The 21200-nt window shown below is 72.0% G+C and carries 19 protein-coding genes; 8 read left to right on the top strand and 11 right to left on the bottom strand.

The genetic code is table 11. The features are described 5' to 3' along the window. Positions 1 to 75: 75 nt before the first annotated feature. Positions 76 to 978, bottom strand: coding sequence for a DUF1996 domain-containing protein (locus AB0A63_RS37575; RefSeq protein WP_360400476.1), 903 nt, complete (start codon positions 976 to 978; stop codon positions 76 to 78). A 227-nt stretch (positions 979 to 1205) separates the two neighbouring features. Between AB0A63_RS37575 and AB0A63_RS37570 the strand changes: the two genes are divergently transcribed. Further along, positions 1206 to 2498, top strand: a complete 1293-nt coding sequence (locus tag AB0A63_RS37570; RefSeq protein WP_360400473.1) for a hypothetical protein — start codon at positions 1206 to 1208, stop codon at positions 2496 to 2498. A 37-nt stretch (positions 2499 to 2535) separates the two neighbouring features. Here the strand turns inward: AB0A63_RS37570 and AB0A63_RS37565 are convergent, their stop codons facing one another. From AB0A63_RS37565 to AB0A63_RS37545, 5 genes are all read right to left on the bottom strand, one after another. Next, positions 2536 to 4116 carry a Na+/H+ antiporter gene (locus tag AB0A63_RS37565; protein WP_360400470.1) on the bottom strand — a complete coding sequence of 527 codons (1581 nt, stop codon included), beginning with the start codon at positions 4114 to 4116 and terminating at the stop codon, positions 2536 to 2538. Between the two features lie 18 nt (positions 4117 to 4134). Continuing rightward, positions 4135 to 4443 (bottom strand): thioredoxin, encoded by a 309-nt coding sequence (gene trxA / locus AB0A63_RS37560; RefSeq protein ID WP_360400467.1) that lies wholly within the window; start codon positions 4441 to 4443, stop codon positions 4135 to 4137. Beyond that, a complete protein-coding gene (locus AB0A63_RS37555) occupies positions 4434 to 4820 on the bottom strand; it encodes a MerR family transcriptional regulator (protein ID WP_360400464.1) in 387 nt (128 codons plus the stop codon). Before AB0A63_RS37555 ends, trxA begins: the two co-directional genes overlap by 10 nt. 46 nt (positions 4821 to 4866) lie before the next feature. Further along, the gene (locus AB0A63_RS37550) at positions 4867 to 5301 is read right to left on the bottom strand and encodes an ATP-binding protein (RefSeq protein WP_360400461.1); all 435 of its coding nucleotides are present in this window, start codon (positions 5299 to 5301) and stop codon (positions 4867 to 4869) included. A gap of 98 nt (positions 5302 to 5399) precedes the next feature. Then, on the bottom strand, positions 5400 to 6566 hold the full coding sequence (locus AB0A63_RS37545; protein WP_360400458.1) for a PP2C family protein-serine/threonine phosphatase: 1167 nt from the start codon (positions 6564 to 6566) through the stop codon (positions 5400 to 5402). Between the two features lie 107 nt (positions 6567 to 6673). Between AB0A63_RS37545 and AB0A63_RS37540 the strand changes: the two genes are divergently transcribed. The 5 genes from AB0A63_RS37540 (at position 6674) to AB0A63_RS37520 (ending at position 11135) form a co-directional block, all read left to right on the top strand. Continuing rightward, positions 6674 to 7168, top strand: a complete 495-nt coding sequence (locus AB0A63_RS37540; protein WP_360400455.1) for a MarR family winged helix-turn-helix transcriptional regulator — start codon at positions 6674 to 6676, stop codon at positions 7166 to 7168. A gap of 180 nt (positions 7169 to 7348) precedes the next feature. Further along, positions 7349 to 7789 (top strand): ATP-binding protein, encoded by a 441-nt coding sequence (locus AB0A63_RS37535; RefSeq protein WP_360400452.1) that lies wholly within the window; start codon positions 7349 to 7351, stop codon positions 7787 to 7789. Beyond that, a complete protein-coding gene (locus AB0A63_RS37530; RefSeq protein ID WP_360400449.1) occupies positions 7786 to 9027 on the top strand; it encodes a PP2C family protein-serine/threonine phosphatase in 1242 nt (413 codons plus the stop codon). The genes AB0A63_RS37535 and AB0A63_RS37530 overlap by 4 nt, the downstream gene beginning before the upstream one ends. 111 nt (positions 9028 to 9138) lie before the next feature. Further along, entirely contained in the window at positions 9139 to 10434 is a 1296-nt protein-coding gene (locus tag AB0A63_RS37525) for a GAF domain-containing protein (RefSeq protein ID WP_360400446.1), read from the top strand. Positions 10435 to 10451: 17 nt separating this feature from the next. Beyond that, positions 10452 to 11135: a hypothetical protein gene (locus tag AB0A63_RS37520; protein WP_360400443.1), complete on the top strand. Its 684-nt coding sequence runs from the start codon at positions 10452 to 10454 to the stop codon at positions 11133 to 11135. An 8-nt stretch (positions 11136 to 11143) separates the two neighbouring features. On the opposite strand, the gene AB0A63_RS37515 is transcribed toward AB0A63_RS37520, so the two are convergent. After that, positions 11144 to 11284, bottom strand: a complete 141-nt coding sequence (locus AB0A63_RS37515; RefSeq protein WP_360400440.1) for a hypothetical protein — start codon at positions 11282 to 11284, stop codon at positions 11144 to 11146. Between the two features lie 127 nt (positions 11285 to 11411). Here AB0A63_RS37515 and AB0A63_RS37510 point away from each other — a divergent pair, with 127 nt between their 5' ends. Continuing rightward, complete coding sequence (locus AB0A63_RS37510; protein WP_360400437.1) at positions 11412 to 11981, top strand: helix-turn-helix domain-containing protein; 570 nt, start codon at positions 11412 to 11414, stop codon at positions 11979 to 11981. Positions 11982 to 12134: 153 nt separating this feature from the next. Continuing rightward, complete coding sequence (locus tag AB0A63_RS37505) at positions 12135 to 13457, top strand: hypothetical protein (RefSeq protein ID WP_360400434.1); 1323 nt, start codon at positions 12135 to 12137, stop codon at positions 13455 to 13457. On the opposite strand, the gene AB0A63_RS37500 is transcribed toward AB0A63_RS37505, so the two are convergent. The 4 genes from AB0A63_RS37500 to AB0A63_RS37485 all read right to left on the bottom strand — a co-directional run bounded on the left by AB0A63_RS37500 (position 13458) and on the right by AB0A63_RS37485 (position 21196). Then, entirely contained in the window at positions 13458 to 13862 is a 405-nt protein-coding gene (locus AB0A63_RS37500) for an ATP-binding protein (RefSeq protein WP_360400431.1), read from the bottom strand. It lies immediately after the preceding gene. Positions 13863 to 13933: 71 nt separating this feature from the next. Then, positions 13934 to 14347 (bottom strand): ATP-binding protein, encoded by a 414-nt coding sequence (locus AB0A63_RS37495; protein WP_360400428.1) that lies wholly within the window; start codon positions 14345 to 14347, stop codon positions 13934 to 13936. 16 nt (positions 14348 to 14363) lie between these two features. Beyond that, positions 14364 to 16661, bottom strand: a complete 2298-nt coding sequence (locus tag AB0A63_RS37490) for a SpoIIE family protein phosphatase (RefSeq protein WP_360400425.1) — start codon at positions 16659 to 16661, stop codon at positions 14364 to 14366. After that, the gene (locus AB0A63_RS37485; RefSeq protein WP_360400422.1) at positions 16658 to 21196 is read right to left on the bottom strand and encodes a HAMP domain-containing protein; all 4539 of its coding nucleotides are present in this window, start codon (positions 21194 to 21196) and stop codon (positions 16658 to 16660) included. The genes AB0A63_RS37490 and AB0A63_RS37485 overlap by 4 nt, the downstream gene beginning before the upstream one ends. Positions 21197 to 21200 lie beyond the last annotated feature (4 nt).

The raw sequence follows: 21200 nt of genomic DNA, 5'->3' as shown, positions 1-21200 counted from the left end.
CCCGTCCTGCTCCGCGGTGGAAGGGGAAGCACCCCAGGGCACGCGCCGCCCCGGGGTGCGGGGAAGGGGGGAACGCTACCTCGGCAACCGGTAGTCCAGGCCGAGGGCGGCACCCCTCTGCGGCTTGTACAGGTCATATCCACGCGGGTCGCACTGGAGACCACCGTTGATGCAGTGGCGGACCAGCGCGGCCTGGGTGGGCGCGTCCCAGGCGTTCATGAAGTCGTAGTGCCAGGTGTAGCCGCGGCCGCTGGAGAGCCGGACGCGCGACATGTCACCGGACACCGGGAACGCCATCTTGAACTCGATCATCGGCACCGCCACCGGGTGCGACGACGGGCAGACGAGCGTCGCGCGGTCCGGGTACGCCATGTGCGACCTGTGGTCGGCCGAGTCGAGGTCGCGGCCGTTCCAGCAGCTCGGTGCCTGGTAGCGGATGTTGAGCTGGGTGCCGGGCGGGCAGTGCGCCGGGATGTCCCAGTTGTGGGAGCTGTCACCGCACTCCCAGCCCTCCACGGCGCCGGGCGCGGTGCGGAACTGCTCCTGGGTGGCACCGGGACTGCCGACCACGAACCGGATGCCCGGCGGGAACGGCACCACGTCCTGGTACCTCAGGATGCCGGACTTGTAGTAGATGACCTGCGGGAAGTTCGGCGGCACCACCTGGTCGCCGTTGTAGACCGACGGGAACCAGTACGCGGACCTGTCGTCGGGCGTCCTGCAGTTGGTCTGGGCGGCCCGCAGCGAGTCGGTGGTGGTGCGGGCGTTGGTGGACGGGTTGCCGAGGAACGTGTGGAGGTGCGACGCGCCCGCCAGCCCCGGGAAGACGATCGGGTCGTCCGGGAGGTGGTGCGTGACCGAGCAGTTCGCCTGGAACTCGTGGTGCGTGACCAGGTCGTCGGCCTGGGCTTGCTGAACGACGACAACTGCCGCCACGAGGGCGGCCGCTGCCGCCAGTGCGCTGAGCTTTCTGGACAACTGTGTCCTCCTGCCGATGGTGGGTACCGGCTTGGAGAGCGCTCTCCCACTCAGGCTCCCGCTCCGGTCCGCGAGGTGTCAAGACCGGTTCTTTGACAGCGCGGACGTCTGGTCGTACCGTGCGACAGGAAGGCTGTGAGAGCGCTCTCCCCGCACGCGGCCTCAGGTTCCACCGGTTGAGCAGTTCTGCGGTTCCCGTCGCGCCGGGGAGCTGACAGGGTGACCGCGTGGTGCACATGGGGGAACGGCACGGAGTGGGCCCGGCGTTGGCCCAGGTGAGTCTGGCGGGAGTGGCCGGCGCGCTGGTCGTCTCGTGCGGGATCGGGCCCGTGGTCGTGTCGCTGTTCGGCGGCCCGGTGGTGGCCGTCGTCGTCGGCGGGGTCCTGGTCGTGGTGCTCGTCGCCGCGCTGACCGCCGCGGCGTCCGTGGCGCCGGGGGAGTCGTGGCTCACCGGGAACGTCGGTGGGCGGGTGTGCTGGGCGCTGCTCGTCGGCGGCGCCGGAACCGGTGCGTGGCTGCTCGCCTGGAGCGTGTCCGACGAGGCACGCCTGGGCCTCAGCGAGTCCCCGTGGCTGTGGTGGCCCGCCACGGCCCTGCTGTTCGCGCTGGTGGCGGGGGTGTTGCTGCGCCGCTGGTACCTGGCGCTCACCTCGTTCGCGGTGCTCGTCGCGGTGGCGCTGCTGATGCTGCGCGCACTCGCGGGCGCGTTGCCGTCCGATGTGGAGCAACGCCTGGCCGCGAGCCAGGTGCCGCGCACGTCGATGATGGTGACCGCGGTGCCCGGCTACCACCTGGTGCCGGCCCAGGGGGTGTGGCACCTCGTGCCCGACGACCTCGACCCGAACGCGCCGTCGCCCGACGTCTCCCTGCACGCGCTGCCGGACGGCCCGGACTGCCGGTTCGAGCCGCACGACTCCCGTTACCCGTTCACGGACCGCTGCGAGGTCGAGCGCCCCGGCCTGTTCTTCCTGGACGGCACGCCGGTCCGCATCGGCTACGCCCACCGCGTCGGCACCACGCGCCTGCTGCTGACCGCGCCGCCGTCGTTCGACCGGGCCGTGCTGCGCGAGGCGGTGCTCACCGCACGGGTCACCGACGGCGTGGCGACCGCCGTGGTGCCCGGTTACTCGGCCGGGTCCGCTTCGCCGCAGGGCACCCACTTCACCCCCGATGACCGCTCACTGCTGCCCGGCGCCCGGTACGTCTCGGTCGGACCCCGGCTGGGCGCGGGCTTCGGCGAGTGCACCTTCGGCGCGCAGGTGTGCGAGACCGAGTCGCCGGCGTTGCGCTACGAGCGCTTCACCGATGGCCAGATGTATGTGCGCACCGAGGGTGGCCGTGAGTTCGAGATCAGGGGCGGTCCCGGCGTTGACCGCGAGGTCCTGCGCACGGCCGCGCTCGCCGCCCGTTCCGCCACCGACGAGGAGGCGCTGGCGATGCTGCCGCCACCACCCCCGTCCCCACCGGACCGCTCGCTCATGGCGTCCGTGCGCACTTTGTCCCGCACCCTGTTCAACTAACCCCCTTGCAGATGCCGGAAGAGCAGGGGGTTTTTGGTCAGTCCTCGACCTCGCGGCGGGACAACCGGACCTCCTCGACGTCCAGCCGTGCCTGCACCGTGCGCAGCACGATGTCGTCGATCGCCCGTTCGTCGCGCAGGCGCACCACGGTGGCCCGCTTGTGCGCGATCAGCTCCAGCCGCAGCGCCGCGTACTCGGCCTCGGCCTGGGTGGCCTCCTCGTCACCGTTCGCGGCGGATCGGATGACCTCCAGGTGGTGGTCGTACTCGGCGAGCACTCGCTTGTAGACGACGTCGCTGACGCCGACCTCGTCCGCGAGCCGGGGCAACGCCTCGTAGGCCTCCTCGGACGCCGTGGACTGCGCGAGCCGGAGCTCCTCGTCCAGCGCGGTGTCCTCGGGCAGGTGCGACGCCCGCACGATCACGGGCAGCAGCAGCGACTGCACGACCAGCGTCAGCACGACGACACCGGACGTGATGAGGATGATCTCCCCGCGGAACGGGAAGGGCGCGCCGGACGCGGTCGTCTCCGGCACCGCGAGCGCCGCCGCCAGCGACACGGCACCGCGGAAACCGGCTGCCGTGGTGACCATGCGCTGCCGTGCGCCGACGCGTCGCGCACGTTGCTGAGGGCGCCGGTCGAGCGCACGGATGATGTACGGCGTGGTGTAGCTCCACACCACCCGCGAGCCCACGACCGTGAGCGCCACCAAACCGATGGTGCCGAACGCCGCCAACACCTCCGGGCCGTCCAACGCGCGCACGGCACCATGGGCCTGCAGTCCGATCAGGACGAACAAAGACCCGTTCAACAGGAACGTCGACAACCGCCAGAACGCCTCGGACTGCTGCCGCGCGTCGGCCCGCACCAGCCGCGGCCCGATCTGGCTCAGCGTCAGCCCCGCGACCACCACGGCGATCACGCCGGAGCCGTGCACGACCTCGGCCGCCAGGAACGCCGCGAACGGCGTCAGCACGCTGACCACGCTCTCCTGCACCGGGTTGTCGAGCCGCCGCCGGACCAGCACCACCAGCCACGCGCACAACAGGCCCGCCGCCGCGCCACCGGCGTAGGACAGCAGGAACCGCCACCCGACCAGCCCGGCGCTGTACTGCGCCTCGCCGACGGTGACGGCGACCGCGATGCCGTAGATGACGAGCGCGGTGCCGTCGTTGATCAGCGACTCGGCCTTGATGATCGTGGTGGTGCGCCGCGGCAGCCCGCGTGCGATCGCCGCCACCGCCGTCGCGTCGGTCGGGGCCAGCGCCGCGCCGAGCACCCACGCGGGTCCCCAGGGCAGCCCCAGCGCGTGCCCCACCCACGCGATCGCCGCGGCCGTCGCGATCACCAGCACGGTGCTGGTGAGCACGATGACCCGCAGGTTCGACCTGACCTCGCGCAACGAGGTGGTGAGGCTCTCCCAGTACAGCAGGGCCGGGAGGAAGATCAGCAGCATCGCCTCCGGCGGCAGGGTCACCGACTCCAGGGCCGGCACGAACCCGAGCACCGCGCCGCACACGACCAGCAGGGCCGGTGCGGCGACGCGCAACCGCCCGGCCGCGACGCTGCTCACGAGCACGCACACGCCCAGCACCACCACGAGTTCCAGACCGAGCATGTGCCCAATCTAGGACGCTCACGCGGTCAGGGCGGCATCCAGCTCCGCGAGCAGCCGCGACTTGGGTCGCGCTCCCACGATCGACCGGATCGGCACCCCGTCGCGGAACAGCAGCATCGTCGGCAGCGACATCACCTGGTAGTCGCGGGCGGTCGCCGTGTTCTCGTCGGCGTTGATGCGCAGAACGGTCAGGTCGTCGCGTTCCCGGTCGATCTCGTCGAGCACCGGCGACAGCATGTGGCACGGCCCGCACCACTGCGCCCAGAACTCGACCAGCACGGTCCCGGTCCGCACGCTCTCGCCGAACGTGGCGTCGGTCAGCTGCACTTGAACTCCCTGGGTTCGTCCACCCGGCACGGGTCGAAGGCCTCGATCTTGTCCACGAGGAACGCGCGCACCGCGCCCAGCCGCTCCAGGCACGCGTCCAGCTCGGCGAGCTTGCGCCGGTAGACCTCCCGCGAGTCGGGGCACGAGTCGCCGGAGGAGTGCCCGGCGCGCAGGCACGCCACGAACGGCCGGGTGTCCTCCAGCGACAGCCCGATCGACTGCAGCGACTGGATCTCCGCGACCAGCCGGAGGTCGTGCTCGTCGTACTCGCGGTAGCCGTTGGCGCTGCGGTCCGCCTCCAGGAGTCCCTGCGACTCGTAGAACCGCAGCGCCCGCGTCGTGGTGCCGGCTCGCCTGGCCAGTTCGCCGATCCTCATGACCGCAGACGCTAAACCTTGACGCCCACGTCAAGGCAAGGCCGCGTCAGCCGCGCTGCACCGGGATGCGCACCGGTCCGGTCCTGGTCACGTCGGCCCAGACGACCTTGCCGTTGTGCCGGGCCCGCACGCCCCAGGCGGTGCTCAGCCCCGCGACCAGCCGCAGCCCGAGGTGGAACCGGACGGGGGCGGTCGGCACCAGGGCAGCCGTGCGCTCACCGTCCTCCACCTCGATGCGGACGTACGGGCTGGTGCGGTGGCGGATCAGGGTGGTGGCGCGCGGCGCGGAGGTGTGCCGGTAGGCGTTGCTCACCAGCGAGTTGACGACCTGCACGACGGCCTCGGAGCTGGAGGTCGTCTCGTCGGCGAGGGCGCGGCGCACCCACCAGCGCACCTGCGCGAGGCTGGGGGCGGGGTGGATCAGCCGCATGGTGGCCCACTGACCACCGGGTGCGGTGACGTCCGGCGTGGCGTCGCTCAAGTTCGGTCCTCGTGCCGGTGACAGGTCTCCTGATCACGCTAGGGCCCGTTCGCGATCTTGGCAGGAGGCCAAGGTCCTCGTCGGCGCGGGACCTTCGGTCAGGAACGGTCGGCGCCGTGCCAGTCCAGGCACAGCACCATCGCGTCGTCGTCGACGGTCAGGCCGCTGCGGTGCCCGGCGAGCTGCTGGAGGACCTCCCTGGGGACCTGCGCGGCGGGCAGCAGACGGGTCAGGTTGATCGCGCGGGCCAGCGCGCGTTCGCCGTAGCGCTCGCCGGCGGGGGAGGCCACGTCGTAGACGCCGTCGCTGGCGAAGATCAGCCGGTCGCCGGGGCGCACGTGGAACTCCTGCGGGGAGAACTGGGTGTCCTCGAACATGCCCAGCGGCAGCTGGTCCTCGAACGTGACGCGCTCGGCGGTGTTGCCGCGCAGGCGCCACATGCTGGGCGAGCCCGCGTCGATCACCTCGACCCTGCCGGTCTTCAGCTCGAACTGCAGCAGCAGGACCGAGACGTGCACCCGGCCGCCGTGCTGGCCGTAGATCGCCTGGTCGGCCAGCGCCGCCTGGTCGGCGAGGGGGACGCCGGCGCGGCGGGCGTTGCGCAGGGCGTTGACCGCGAGGTTGGTCAGCAGGGCGGCGTCGATGCCCTCGCCCATGCCGTTGGTGACCGTCAGCGTGAGGTGCTCGGCGTTGGTCGACCAGTCGAAGTTGTCGCCGTAGATGGCGTAGGCGGGTTCCAGCTGGCCGCCGAGGTCGTACTCGGACCGGCGGCAGGACCGGCCCGGCAGCAGCTGCCACTGCATCTCCGCGGCGAGGGTCAGCCGCGTCGCCCGCCGCGCCTGCAGGTACAGGTCGGTGTCGCGTTCGGCGACCACGATCTCGTGGCCCAGCGTCTGCGCGATCCGGCCCAGCTCCGCCACGTCGTCCTGGCCGGGCACGTCCGCCAGGTCGACCGCGAGCACGCCGAGCCGGTCGCCGCGGACGGTGACCGGCAGGTAGGTGGTCACGGCGGTGCCCTCGCGGTGCTCGACGAACGGCTGCTGGGCGCCGAACGCCTGACCGGGCGTGCTGCCGTTCACCGGGATCGGGCTGCTCGTGTACGGCAGCTCCGCGACCGGTTGCAACATGAGCAGCGCGTAGTCGGCCAGCAGCAGCTGCACCGCCTCGGCCTGGTACAGCTGTCTCAGCTGGGTGCGCGTGACGTCGAGCAGCTCGTGCGGTGCCGCGGCCCGCAGGGCCTGCTCGACGACGAGGTATCTGTTCACCGCTTGTGCGGTCACGGGGTGCCTGCCTTCTGTGCCGGGTGTCGATCCCGTGTCGCGGGCGCGGCCGGACATGACACGGGAACACTAAGGATGCGACAGTGGGGGACGTGAACCGGATTCGGCCACACGCCTCCGTCGACGACGTGCTCCGGGTTCTCACCCAGGTGGTCGAACAGATCGAGGTGATGTGGGAACGGAGCAAGGACGTGTCGCCCGCTCCGCTGTCGGTGTCCCAGCTGCGCGTGATGTTCGTGCTCGAGAAGTCCGAGGGCGCCAACCTGCGCGCGCTCGGCGAGGCGCTGGACGCCGCACCGTCCTCGGTCAGCCGCCTGTGCGACCGGCTGGAGGCGGTCGGTTTCCTGGAACGCGGCCTGAGCGCCACCAGCCGCCGCGAGGTCGAGCTCTCGCTGAGCGATCGCGGCCGCGCGTATCTGCACGACCTGCGTGAACGGCGGCGTGAGCACCTGCGCGACGTCGTGGACACGCTGCCGCCGTGCGCCCGGTCCACGCTCGTCAGCGGGTTGCGGCAGCTGCGGGACGCGGCCACGTCCGTCCAAGGCGTCGACGACGGCGACGACCAGCCGGGAACGCAGACTGCCTGACCACCGTCGTCCCCCCATCGGTGCTCCCGTGCCACGACCGCGCCCACGTGTCGGCGTCTTCTGCTAACTTTTGTCGTGCGACAATAGTTTAGTGACGGGAACATCCGGCGGTGGGGGCTGCAGTGGCGACTGGCGAGGTTGCGCGACCGCACCGGAACCGGCCCCGTGCGGCCAGGTGAGGTGCGCGTCGACCTCCCAGCCGGGGACCGGCCTGCGTCGACCGGCGAGACCGTCCGCCCCATCCGTTCTGAGTCGGACCTGCTCGCCGCCCGGCACGCCGTGCGTGCCGCGGCCCTCGCGGTGGGGTTCGACCTCGTCAGTCAGACGAAGGTCGTGACGGCAGCGAGTGAGCTCGTGCGCAACGCCTACGTCCACGGCGGTGGTGGGGCGATGACCATCACCCGGCTCGTCGGGCTCGACGGCCGGCGCGGGCTCCGGTTGCAGGTCCGCGACCACGGGCCCGGCATCAGCGACGTCACGGCGGCGCTGGCCGACGGCTTCAGCACGTCCGCGGGACTCGGCCACGGGCTCGGTGGCATCCGCCTGCTCGTCGACGAGTTCACCCTCGACACCGCCGTGGGCGAGGGCACCACCGTGACCGTGGTGGGATGGGCGTCGTGACCGCAGAACAGCCCGTCACCTCCGCCACGACCGACGGCGTCCTCGCGTTGCGCGCGCGGCTCCGCTCGCTGTGCGACGAGCACGGCGTGTCCATCGAGCTGCGCGCCCGCCTGGTGCAGAGCGCGACGATCCTGGCGCGCGAGCACCACCTGGCCGCCTACCCCGCCGACCCCGCCGCCGTCGACGGGCAGCTCAGGGTCGAGCCGGGCGGCGCGGCCACCCTGGTCGTGACCCTGCCGCTGGTCGAGCCGCTCGACCGCACCCGGCCGCTGAACCTGCCCCTGCTCCCCGAACCGGTCGACGCGCCCGCCGCCGTGTGGCACCTGCCCGCACAGGTGGAACCGCAGGTCGCCGTGCGGGCGGACCCGGCGGACGACCAGGCTGCGACCGACCTCGAACTGCGCGCCCTCCTGGCCCGCACCGACTCGCTGGAGCGCGAGCACCTGCAGCTCAAGCACGAGCTGGCGGAGACCAACAGCGGCGTCGTGGCGATGTACGTGGAGCTGGAGGAGCGGGACGAACAGCTGCGCAGGGCCCACGCGGTGATCTTCCGCGAGCTGGAGGACGCCCTGCGCCCACCGCCCCCGGTCGTGCCCGGCGTCGAGCTCGGGGTGCACTACCGGCCGGCCGACCGCGACGCCCCCACCGGCGGCGACCTCTACGACTGGTTCGTGCTCGCCGACGGCACCCTGCAGATCACCGTCGTCGACGCCGTCGGCCACGGCGTCACCTGCACCCGCAACGCCCTCAACGTCACCCACACCATCCGCACCCTGACCCTCGACGGCTACCCGCTCGAAGACCTGGTCCGGCGGGCCGCCGAGATCAACGAGGGTCTGATGGCCACCCTGCTGGTCGCCCGGCTCGACCCGCGCACGGGCGCGCTGCGCCTGGCCGGCGGCGGCCACCCGCCCGCGTTGCTGGTGCCCGGCACCGGCGACACGGCCTACCTGCCCGCGAAGGGCCGCGGTGTCGGGTTCCCCGTGCCCGGCAGCACCGGCATCAACACCACGGTGCTGGCACCGGGGGACCTGCTGCTGCTCTACACCGACGGGCTGGTCGAGAGCCGCGGCGACGTGGACGAGGGCGAGCTCCGGCTCTCCTCCGCCGCCAAGGCGTACGCGGACCAGCCGCTCGACCTGGCGTTGTCCACGATCGTGGCGGACATGCACGACATCGTCCTGTACACCGACGACACCGTGCTCCTCGGTGTCCGGTTCCGAGGTGCGATGACCTGAGGGGACACCGGCGGTGCGTACGATCGCACCGCTCACAGGAGTGCGGTAACAGTGGAACAGCGTCCGAGGTCCAGCAGCGTGCCTGCGACGCATGAGGGTGGGAATGCGGGCGTGAGCGCTTTGGACGGTCGGGACCAGGTCGAGGTGTCGCGGGTGGCGGCAGGTGGCGGTGGCGCGGAGGAAGACCTGCGCGCGTTGTTCGGGCAGTCGACGGCGATCTTCGCGTCGTTCTCGGGACCGGAGCACGTGCTGGGGACGGCGAACCCCGCGTTCACGGCGTCCATCGGCCAGGGCAGGGCCCGTCCGGGTCAGCCGCTGGCGGACGTGCTGCCCGAGCCGGCCGAGCAGGGGCTGCGCGCCCTGCTGGACGAGGTCCACCGCACCGGCGAGGCGCGCACCGGTCGTGACGTGCGGGTCGTGCTGGGTGACGGCCCGGACGCGCGGGAGGCGTTCTTCGACGTCACCTGCGAGGCGCGCCGCGACCGGTCCGGCGAGGTGGTCGGCGTGCGGGTCATCGGGGTGGAGACCACGCAGGTCAAGCACGCCCAGCGGTTGATGGCCGAGCACCGCGCCCTGCTGGAGCAGATCGCCCGGCAGGCGCCGCTGACCGAGGTGCTCGACGGGATGGCCCGCTCCATCGAGGAGCTGGTGCCGCAGGAGCTGTTCGTGTCCGTCCTGCTGGCCGATCCCGACGGCCTGCACCTGCGGCACGGTGCCGCGCCCAGCCTGCCCGGCTTCTACAACGAGGCCATCGACGGCATCGCCACCGGTGAGGGCGTCGGTTCCTGTGGCACCGCGGCCCACCGGCGGGAACCGGTCGTGGTCGCCGACATCGCCACCGACCCGTTCTGGGACGACTTCCGCCACCTGGCCGAGCGCGCCGGGCTGGGGGCCTGCTGGTCGACGCCGATCCTGGCCCGCGACGGCGGCCTGCTGGGCACCTTCGCCCTGTACCACCGCACGCCCAGGGTGCCGCAGGACACCGACCTCGCCCTCATCCAGGTCTTCACCGGCACCGCGGCCCTCGCCATCGAACGCCACCACGACGACCAGGCCAAACGTGCCGCAGAGGCCCGCGCGGAAGCGGCACTGGAGGAGCTGGGCAAGGCCGTCGAGGCGGAACGCGAGCTGCGCGCCGACGCCGAACGGCGGGCCGCTGCCGCCGCGGAGCTGAACGCCAAGATGCGCGCCGCCGCCGAGAACCAGGCCCGCACGCCGCGCCCGGAGCAGTGCCAGCTCGGCGGCACCGCCGGGTGCGGCGCGCCGGCCGAGATCAAGGTCGCCGACTCGTGGGGCGACGCGGCCTGGGGCTGCGCCGCGCACGTCGAGGAGGCGCTGATCAACGTGCGGTCGGTGTTCATCGCGAGCGAGGAGCTCGGCGGGCTGGCGGCCTACGTGCACCGCTGACCGACTAGGCTCTTCGGGTGAAGCGTTTCCTGCTGGCCGCGCTGTGCCTGCTCGTGGCCGCCTGCGGCACCCCAGCACCGGCCACTGCCCCCACCGCGGCGTCCGGCTCGACCAGCACCCGGCCCTCCGCCGACGAGTCGGCGGCGGTCCGCGCCGCCTTCGAGACCTACCAGAAGGCCGTGCTCGCCAAGGACGGCGCCGCGGCGGTGTCGGTGCTGGCCGGCCCGATCTTCGACGTCTACGAGAACTACCGGACGCTGGCGCTCACCGCCACCGAGCAGCAGCTCGCCACCTCGCTGCTCAGCGTGCGCCTCGCGGTCTACGTGATGCGGGGCGCGCTGGACCCCGCGGTCCTGCGCACCGCGTCGTCGAAGGACGTGGTGAAGGCGGCGGTCGACCGGGGGCTGGTCGGGGAGCAGGGCGTGTCCAACCTCGCCGTCGGCGAGGTCGAGGTCGACGGCGACAAGGCGTCGACCGAGGTGATCGCCCGCGGGCAGCAGGCGCCGTACCGGTTCGAGTTCGCGCGCGAGGACGGGGCTTGGAAGATCGACCTGCGCCCGTTGCTGGACCTGGCCGACACCGGGCTGGCCGAGGTGGCGAAGCAGCGGAACCTGACCCCGGAGCAGTTGCTCGACCAGACGCTGGTCGCGATGTACGGGCCCGCGAAGGCGACCGAGCTCCGCAAGCCCCTCGGACGCTGACCGGCCTCCTACAGCGACATGAACGTGTTGCGGTCGTGGCGGGCCAGAGCGCGCAGCAACTCGGTCGTGCGCACCGCGAGCCGCGCGGCGAACCTGGTCAGGGCGTTGCCTCGGCGACCGTAGGCCGAGGTCCAGAGCTGAGGAATCATGGTTCGATGCTCTGCCGGGACCGGTCGCGCGCCGGGGTTCGTGGACGACTCTGGACGGCGGTTGCGCGGGCCCGCCGGCAGGACTAACTTGGAACGGTTGGTTCAAGTTAGTCCTGAGGTGGCAACGATGCCCGACGTGAAGCACTTCGACCCGGACGCCGTTCTCGACGAGGTCATGGCGTTGTTCTGGAAGCGAGGTGCCGCGTCGACCGGCATCCAGGACATCGTGACCGCCACCGGCCTGAACCGGTCGAGCCTGTACTCGACGTTCGGCGGCAAGCACGACCTCTACCTGGCGGCGCTGCGCCGGTACGTCCGCGAGCGGTCCCAGCCGGTCTTCGACCAGCTGGCCGGCGAGGAGTCAGGGCTCGCGGCGGTCGAGGTGTTCTTCGCCCGGCTCGTCCAGGTCCGGTGCACGGGTCCGCACGCCCGGTGGGGGTGCATGGTGGCGAACGCGCACGCCAACGGCGAGAACGACGACCCGGAGATCAGTGCGGTGCTGCACGAGCACCACGACCAGCTCGGCAAGGCGCTGCGCGCGGCGCTCGAACGGGAGCCGGGGCTGCGGCTCGCCCCCGCGCAGGCGGCGGACATGCTCGCCATGCTCGCCTACGGGGTGAACCTGCGTTCTCGTGCCGGTGCCGACCGGAAAGCGCTGAACGCGACCGTGAAGGCCGCACTCAGCGCTCTCGTGTGAACCCCTGCTGGACGGCGACCTCCTTGATGTCGTCCAGGAGCTCCCTGATCCCTCCAAGGTCCAGCCCTTGGCTCCCGAGTGCGGTGCACGGGAGGTGCTTGACAGCCCGACTATCTTGAAACGAGTGTTCCAAGTTCGCTGAGGGGGCGTTCGGTGTTCACTCCGAGCAGACCGCGCACGCTCGACGAGTACGTCGTGCAGCTGCGCGGGTTGAAGGTCGACGCGGGCAGTCCGTCGATCACCGAGATCACCCGGCGCATCCACGCGTCGTGGCACAGGGCCGGTCGCCCGCGCAGCGAGTGGCCCGCCCGCTCGACCGTCGGCAACTGCTTCCAGACCGGGCGGCGGCGGCCGAACGTCGACCTGGTGCTGGCCGTCGTGGAGGTGCTCGTCGACGGCGACGTCGCGCTGCTGGGGCAGTGGCGGCAGGCGCTGCGCCGGGTGCTGGGGGAGACCGACGCGACCGGCTGCGCCCGCGTGCGCACCGAGCTGCCGGAGGACCTGCCCGCGTTCGTCGGCAGGCGGGACCTGCTCCAGCGGTTCGCCTCCGGCGGTGTCGTGGCGCTCGCCGGGATGCCGGGCATCGGGAAGACGGCGCTGGCCGTCCACCTGGGACACTCGTGGGCTCGCCGCGGGCTGGTCCGCGGCCCGGTGCTGTTCCTGGACCTGTGCGGGCTTGACCCCGTGCGCCCGCCCGTGGCCGTCGCCGCCGCACTGGAGTCGTTCCTGCGGGTGCTCGGCGTACCGGGCGATCTGATCCCACCCGGCCTCGACGACCGGATCCGGTTGTACCGCACCAAGGTCGCGGCGACCTCCGCGCTCGTCGTGCTCGACAACGCGGCCGACGCGGCCCGGGTGCGGCCGCTGCTGCCCCCACCCGGCTGCCACGCGCTCATCACGAGCCGCACCGCTCTACCCGGCCTCGGCTCCACCACGCTGCCCCCGCTCACCGCCGGGGAGGCGCTGGAACTGCTGCGCCTCAGCGCAGCGCCGCGCACCGCGGACGCCGGCCCGGTCGGCTCGATCGTCGAGCTCCTCGGCTGCCACCCGCTCGCCGTGTCGGTCATCGGCCGCCACCTGCGCGAGCACCCCGGCTGGACGCTGACCGACTACCTGGAACCGCTCACCGCGCTGGCCCTCGAAGGCGGCCTGCGGGCGACGCTGGCGCTCTCCGACCGCGCGCTGCCCCCGGACGCGCGCCGGTTGCTGCGCCTGCTGACGTTGCACCCCTGCACGACCTTCGACGTGCACGCGGTGGCGGCGCTGGCGGACCTGAGCGGGCGGCCGACGCGCGGCCTGCTCGACGCGTTGGTCGAGGCGCACCTGGTGGAGCAGAAGGGGTACGGGCTCTACGAGCTGCACCCGCTGGTGCGCGCCTACGGTGCGGAACGCCTGCTGATCGACGAACCGGTGAGCCGCAGCCGGCGTGCGCTGGAACGGCTGCTGGACCAGCGCAACCTGCGGCTGGTCAGCTGATCACCGCGCCGGCGCGCAGGGGATGACCGCCCACACGGCCTTGCCGACGGTGCGGTGCACCACGCCCCAGCGCTCGGCCAGCCGGTTCACGATCACCATGCCGCGGCCGCGCACCGAGTCGGGCGTGGACGGCCGCAGCAGAGGCGAGTCAGGCGAGGCGTCCTCAGCCACGACGTTCACGACGCACGGCTCGTCCGACCGCCGCAACCGCAGTCTGGCGGGCAGACGTGCGTGGTCGAAGACGTTGGCGGCAAGCTCGGTGATCACCATCAGCACGTCGAGGAGGTCGTCCTCACCCAGGTCGCCCAGGATCGACCTGGTCCACCTGCGGATCTTCGCCGTGTCCGGTACGGCGCTGACGAGCTCCAGCGTGTGCCAGCCGTCAACAGAGCACTCGGCAGCCACGTCGCGGCCTCCTCCCTGTCGGCATCGCACGACTGGAGTACCTCGGCCGGGGGCGGCGAAACCCGGCACCGTCAGGACGGACCCAGCTCACACCGCAGCTCCGCCCACACCGTCTTGCAGCCGTCACCGGGGCTCGTGCCCCAGGACGTGGCCAGCCGGTCGACCATCACGATCCCGCGGCCGCGGCAGCCGCCGAGCCGCGACCGGCCGAGAACGGGCAGCTCAGGCGCGGTGTCGTCGACCTCGCAGCGCACCACGCACGGGTCCGGCGCCACGTGCAGGCGCAACCGGCGCGGGCCCCGGCCGTGGTCGAAGGCGTTGCACACCAGCTCGCTGAGCACGAGCAGCACGTCCCCGACGTCGTCGCCGCCGAACCCGGTGAGCGCGAGCCGCGCCCGGGCCCGGATTCCGGCGACGTCGTCGTGGTAGTCCTTCAGGTCGAAGCTGCGGAAGAAGGCCTGGTGGCCGGGGTGGCTGAGCGACACGGTCGGCACCTCCTCGTCACGGCAGCTGGACACCGACGACGCACGTGTCGTCGTCGGTGTCGGACCGGCTCTGGGTCAGCAGGTGGTCCAGCAGGTCGTCCAGGTCGGCCCGCGGTTCCCGCACGGCGGCGCACAGCTGCTCCAGGCACTCGTCCAGCGGCAGGTCCCTGCGCTCGACCAGGCCGTCGGTGTAGAGCAGCAGCGTGTCACGGGGTTCGAGCACGACCTCGCCCTCCACGTAGGTCGCCTCGGACAGGGCACCGAGCATCGTGCCGGGCAGCATCGGCAGCAGCTCGCCCTCCCCGTCCCTGATCAGCACCGGCGGCAGGTGACCGGCGCGGGCCCAGCGCAGCACGCGGGTCAACGGGTCGTACACGCCGCAGATCGCGGTGGCGAAGATGTTGTCGGCGAGGTGGTGGGCCACGAGGTTCAGCCAGGTGAGCAGCTGGCCCGGTCCCGCGCCGGTGGCGGCCAGCCCGCGCAACGCGTTGCGCAGCACCACCATCCCGGTCGCGCCCTTGATGCCGTGACCGGTGATGTCGCCGACCGACACCAGGATCTGCTTGGACGGCAGCACGACGGCGTCGTACCAGTCGCCGCCGACCAGCTCTTCCTGCGCGGCGGGCCGGTAGCGCACCGCGACCCGCAGCCCGAACGCCTCCAGCGTGGGGTGCGTCGGCGGCATGATCACCTGCTGGAGCTGCAGCGTCAGCCTGTTGCGCTCCGCAGCCTCCTGCGCGGTGATCGCCAGCTGGTCCTGCGTGGCCGACAGCGCCACCTCGGTCCAGTGCTGGGAGGACACGTCCTGGTAGGCACCGCGGACGGCGAGCAGCGTGCCGTGCGGGTCGAGCACGGGCTCGGCGATCACGCGGACGTGCCGGGTGACACCGCCGGTGCGCTGCAGGCGGAACGCCGCGGACGCTTGCCGGTGGTCGTGCAGCACGGTCTGCACGAACCCGTTGAGCGCCGGCACGTCGTCCGGGTGGGCGTGCGCCGCGATCTGCGCCAGCGGCACGGGATCGGCGCCGGGGGCGTGTCCGTAGAGCGAGTGCAGCTGGCTGTTCCACACGATCGCGCCGGTGAGCCGGTCCTCCTCGAAGCCGCCGACCCGGCCGAGGCGCTGGGCGTGCTGCAGCAGGTTCGCCAGGCGGGTCGTCTCGTCCTGCACCCGCCACACGACCAGCACCAGCACCCCGTGCCGGGTGATGCTCACCCCGGCGGTCACCGTCAGCGGCACCTCGTCGATCAGCGCGGCGAGGTTCATGTGCTCTGCGCGGAACGGCTCACCGGTGGCGTGCACGTGCTCGACCTTGTCGAACAGGCCGCCCTCGGTCGCGGCCAGCGGGTAGGCCTCCAGCAACGACCGGCCCGCCACCGCGGCCCGCGGCCGTCCGGCGAGGTCCACGAACCTGCTGTTGACGTGGTGGATGCGGAAGTCGGTGATCGTGCCCTCCGGCGAGACCTCGGGGCCCAGCACGAACGCCGGGTCGAGCAGCCCGTCGGCGAGGTCCACCAGCTCCGCCGGCGCGGGTGCCGCGTGGTCGGCCACGCGCACGACCGCGGTGCTGTCCAGGGTGGCGGCGCACAGCTCCGCCAGCGCCTCCACCTGCTTGTGCACGCTCAACGGCTGCGGTGCGAGCCCGGTGGGCCAGCAGATCTCCAGCACGCCGGTGATGCGGCCGCCGGTGCCGGCCGGGACGGTGACGCGGCCGAGCAGGCCGGCACCGATCGACGGCAGCCCCGACGCGCCCAGGTCGCCGATCCACACCGCCTCCCGCTCCAGGAGCGCCCGGCGTGCGGGTGTCGGCACACCGGGAGGCACGTAGCGCCAGCGGTGCGCCTCACCGGTGCCGAACCCGGCGTGTCCGGCGAGGGTGAGCGAGGCGTCCGCACCGGCCAGCCAGATCGCCACGGCGCTCGCGCCCAGCGGGGCCAGCGCGTGGTCGAAGAGCGACTGGGCCACCGACTGCGTGTCGTCGGCGTGCAGAGCGCCGCTTTCCGCCGTCCGCAACCGGATCGCCGTCGTGGCGGTGTGGTCGCCGGCCGCGGCGGGAACCGCGGTGAGCTCGTCGCCGGAGACCTCGTTGATGATCTCCACGGCGAGCTGCAACTGGGTGGTGCCCGCCCGGTCCGCGAGCAGGGCGAGCTGCTCGGCCGCCTGCGCGGGACCGCAGCGCAGGCGTTCGACGAGCACGCCCTTGGCGAGCTCCACCAGCGCCCGGCCGTCCGCTGCCGCCCGTGCCTGCTCGATCTCCCGGTGCAGGCGGGCGACGGTGCCCGCGAGCCGGCCGACACCGGCCTCGTCGGCGGTCACCGGGTGCGCATCCACCGGTGCACGCAGGCCACCAGGTCGTCGGCGTCGACCGGTTTGGTGACGTAGTCGTTGGCGCCCGCCGAGATGCTCTTGTCCCGGTCGCCCGGCATCGCCTTCGCCGTGACGGCGATGATCGGGACCTCCGCGTGGTCGGGCATGGAGCGGATCGCGGCGGTGGCGGCGTAGCCGTCCATCTCCGGCATCATCACGTCCATCAGGATCAGGTCGATCTCCGGGTGGCTGACCAGCGCCTCGATGCCCTCCCTGCCGTTCTCCGCGTGCAGCACCCGCACGTCGTGCAGCTCCAGGATGCTGCTGAGCGCGAACAGGTTGCGGGCGTCGTCGTCGACGATCAGCACCGTGCGACCGGCCAGCTGCCCGTTCACCCGGTGCGCGGCCGGCGGCCGCGGCTGCTCGGGACGCACGAGGGGCAGCACGTCCTCGGGGCCGTCCGCGTTGAGGTGCAACGCGATCCGCTCCCGCAGCTCGTCCAGGCTGGACAGCAGCTCGAGCGGGCGGGTGCTGCTGCGCGTCTGCAGCTGCTGCTCGTACTGCGCCGGCAGCCTGCGGTTGTTGTGCGCCAGCACGGGAATCGTGCGGGTGGCGGTGTCGCCGTCGAGCGCCTCCAGGAACCGCAGCGCGGCACCGTCGGGCATGTCCAGCTCCAGCACGACGCAGTGGCACGGCTCGGTCGCGAGCGCGGCCGCCGCCTCCTCGCGGCCGACGGCGGTGACCACCTCCACCGGCCCGCGCGGGTCGTTGCTCGCCGACAGGTCGGTCACCGCGCTCTGCGCGACCAGGGAGAGCAGGCCCTGCGGCCGTTCCTCCACGACCAGCAGCCGCCGCTGGTGCGTGGCGGCCGGTGCGGGTTCCTCCGCCGCGACAGCGGGTTCGGCCGCCGCCGTCGCCGCCTCCTGCACGGGCTCGGCGAACTCGCTGCTGTGCACCGGCAGGTACAGGGTGAAGGTGCTGCCCCTGCCCAGGGTGCTCTCCGCGGTGATCGACCCGCCGAGCAGGTAGGCGATCTCGCGGCTGATCGACAGGCCCAGCCCGGTGCCGCCGTACTTGCGGCTGGTGGTGCCGTCGGCCTGCTGGAACGCACCGAAGATCGACTCCAGCTGGTGCTCGGCGATGCCGATGCCGGTGTCGCTGACCTGGAACCGGATGGCCTGGCCGTGCGCGCGGACCGCGTGCGGCAGCTCGTCCTGGTCGGCGAGCCCGATGCGCAGCTCGACACCGCCGGTCTCGGTGAACTTGACCGCGTTGGACAGCAGGTTGCGCAGCACCTGCTGCAGGCGGGTGTCGTCGGTGACGAGCTCCGGCGGCGTGCCCGGCGAGGTGCTCAGCTGGAAGCTCAGCCCCTTCTGCGAGGTGAGCGGGCGGAACGTGACCTCGACGTAGTCCAGCAGCCGCCGCAGCGACACGCGTTCCGGCGTGATGTCCATCTTGCCGGCCTCGATCTTGGACAGGTCGAGGATGTCGTTGATCAACCCCAGCAGGTCGGAGCCGGCGGAGTGGATGATGCCCGCGTACTCGACCTGCTTCGGGGTGAGGTTGCGGCTGGGGTTCTGGGCCAGCAGCTGCGCGAGGATCAGCAGGCTGTTGAGCGGGGTGCGCAGCTCGTGGCTCATGTTGGCCAGGAACTCCGACTTGTACTTCGACGCGAGCGTCAGCTCCTGCGCGCGGACCTCCAGCTGCTGCCGCGCCTGCTCGATCTCCAGGTTCTTCGTCTCGATGTCGCTGTTCTGGATCGCGAGCAGCTCCGCCTTCTCCTCCAGCTCCTTGTTGGAGCGCTGCAGCTCCTCCTGGCGGGCCTGCAGCTCACCGGAGCGCGACTGCAGCTCCTCCGCGAGCCGCTGGGACTCGGTGAGCAGCTCGTCGGTGCGGGCGTTGGCGATGATGGTGTTGACGTTGACGCCGATGGCCTCCATCAGCTGGTCGAGGAAGTCGCGGTGGATGTCGGTGAAGCGGTGCACCGACGCGACCTCGATGACGCCGAGGACCTGGTCCTCCACGACGATCGGCAGCACCAGCAGGTTGACCGGCGCGGTGCGGCCGAGACCGGAGGTGATGGCGACGTAGTCGGCCGGCATCTCGTCCACGGCGATCGTGCGGCGGCTGCGCGCGGCCTGCCCGACGAGCGACTGCCCGAACCGGAACCGGGTGGTCCGCGAACCGTCGTCGGGGTGGCCGTAGGAGCTGATCAGCCGCAGCTCCTGGCGGTCCTCGGTGTCGTCGGCCAGGTAGAACGCGCCGAACTGGGCCGACACCAGCGGCGTCAGCTCGTCCATGATCAGCTCGGCGACGACGGCGAGGTCCCTGCGGCCCTGCATGAGCCCGGAGATGCGGGCCAGGTTGGACTTCAGCCAGTCCTGGTCCTCGTTGGCCTTCGTGGAGTCGCGCAACGACTCCACCATCGAGTTGATGTTGTCCTTGAGCTCGGCGACCTCACCGGAGGCCTCGACGGTGATCGACCGGGTCAGGTCGCCCTCGGCGACCGCGCTCGTCACCTCGGCGATCGCGCGCACCTGGCGGGTCAGGTTCCCGGCCAGCTCGTTGACGTTCTCGGTGAGCCGCTTCCACGTGCCGGACACGCCCTCGACCTCGGCCTGACCACCCAGCCGGCCCTCGCTGCCGACCTCGCGGGCCACGCGGGTGACCTCGGCGGCGAAGGAGCTGAGCTGGTCGACCATCGTGTTGATCGTGGTCTTGAGCTCCAGGATCTCGCCGCGGGCGTCGACGTCGATCTTCTTGGTCAGGTCGCCCTGCGCGACGGCGGTGGTGACCTGGGCGATGTTGCGGACCTGGTTGGTCAGGTTGTTCGCCATGAAGTTGACGTTGTCGGTCAGGTCCTTCCAGGTGCCCGCCACGTTCGGCACCCGTGCCTGACCGCCGAGCATGCCCTCGGTGCCGACCTCGCGGGCCACGCGGGTGACCTCGTCGGCGAACGCGGACAGCGTGTCGACCATCGTGTTGATCACGCCGGCCAGCGCGGCGACCTCGCCCTTGGCCTCGACGGTGATCTTCTGGCTGAGGTCGCCGCGGGCCACCGCCGTGGCGACCTGGGCGATCGACCGCACCTGGTTGGTGAGGTTGGAGGCCATGACGTTCACGTTGTCCGTCAGGTGCTTCCACGTGCCGGAGACACCGCGCACGGTCGCCTGGCCGCCGAGGTTGCCCTCGGTGCCGACCTCGCGGGACACGCGGGTGACCTCGTCGGCGAAGCCGGACAGCTGGTCGACCATCGTGTTGATGGTCTCCTTCAGCTCCAGGATCTCGCCGCGCGCGTCCACGCGGATCTTCTGGCTCAAGTCACCGCGCGCCACCGCCGTCGTCACCTGCGCGATGGAGCGCACCTGCGCGGTGAGGTTGTCCGCCATGACGTTGACGGACTCGGTGAGGTCCTTCCACGTGCCGGACACGCCCTTCACGTCCGCCTGGCCGCCCAGGCGCCCGTCCGTGCCGACCTCGCGGGAGACGCGGGTGACCTCGTCGGCGAAGGAGGAGAGCTGGTCGACCATCGTGTTGATGGTGTCCTTGAGCTCCAGGATCTCGCCGCGGGCCGTCACGGTGATCTTCTGGCTGAGGTCGCCGCGGGCGACCGCCGTGGCGACCTGGGCGATGGAGCGCACCTGCGCGGTGAGGTTGCCCGCCATGAAGTTCACCGAGTCGGTGAGGTCGCGCCACGTGCCGGACACGCCCTTCACGTCGGCCTGACCGCCCAGGGCGCCCTCGGTGCCGACCTCGCGGGAGACGCGGGTGACCTCGTCGGCGAAGGAGGAGAGCTGGTCGACCATCGTGTTGATGGTGTTCTTCAGTTCGAGGATCTCGCCGCGCGCGGTGACCGTGATCTTCTGGCTGAGGTCGCCGCGCGCGACGGCGGTGGTCACCTGGGCGATGTTGCGGACCTGGTCGGTCAGGTTGCCCGCCATGAAGTTCACGGAGTTCGTGAGGTCCAGCCACACGCCGCCGACGCCGGGCACCTCGGCCTGACCGCCCAGCCGGCCCTCGCTGCCCACCTCGCGGGCCACGCGGGTGACCTCGTCGGCGAACGAGGAGAGCTGGTCGACCATCGTGTTGACGGTGTTCTTCAGCTCCAGGATCTCGCCGCGCGCGTCGACGTCGATCTTCTGGCTGAGGTCGCCGCGGGCGACCGCGGTGGCGACCTGGGCGATGTCGCGGACCTGGCTGGTCAGGTTGCCCGCCATGGCGTTCACCGAGTCGGTGAGGTCCTTCCACGTGCCGGACACGCCCGGCACCTCGGCCTGTCCGCCGAGGCGCCCGTCCGTGCCGACCTCGCGCGCGACGCGGGTGACCTCGGAGGTGAACAGCGACAGCTGGTCGACCATGCCGTTGAAGACGGTGGCGATCTCGCCGAGCAGCCCGTCGGAGTCGTCGGGCAGGCGGATCCCGAAGTCGCCGTCGCGCACGGCGGTGAGCCCGGCGAGCAGCTGCCGCAGCTCCGGCAGCTCCGCCGCTCTTCGCGCGGCGTCCTGACCGGCCAGGACATCGGCCGGCGCACTCGTGCCACTCATCCAG

This window comes from Lentzea sp. NPDC042327, assembly GCF_040647275.1.
In the GTDB taxonomy this organism is placed as follows: domain Bacteria; phylum Actinomycetota; class Actinomycetes; order Mycobacteriales; family Pseudonocardiaceae; genus Lentzea.
Note: the sequence above shows the minus strand (reverse complement) of the source record. Positions and strands in the feature narration are given on the sequence as shown.

What these genes read in the sequence shown, in the direction of transcription:
- AB0A63_RS37485 (WP_360400422.1), bottom strand. Translation starts at nt 21,196, where the DNA reads ATGAGTGGCACGAGTGCGCCGGCCGATGTCCTGGCCGGTCAGGACGCC.
- AB0A63_RS37515 (WP_360400440.1), bottom strand. Translation starts at nt 11,284, where the DNA reads ATGATTCCTCAGCTCTGGACCTCGGCCTACGGTCGCCGAGGCAACGCC.
- AB0A63_RS37555 (WP_360400464.1), bottom strand. Translation starts at nt 4,820, where the DNA reads ATGAGGATCGGCGAACTGGCCAGGCGAGCCGGCACCACGACGCGGGCG.
- AB0A63_RS37565 (WP_360400470.1), bottom strand. Translation starts at nt 4,116, where the DNA reads ATGCTCGGTCTGGAACTCGTGGTGGTGCTGGGCGTGTGCGTGCTCGTG.
- AB0A63_RS37510 (WP_360400437.1), top strand. Translation starts at nt 11,412, where the DNA reads ATGCCCGACGTGAAGCACTTCGACCCGGACGCCGTTCTCGACGAGGTC.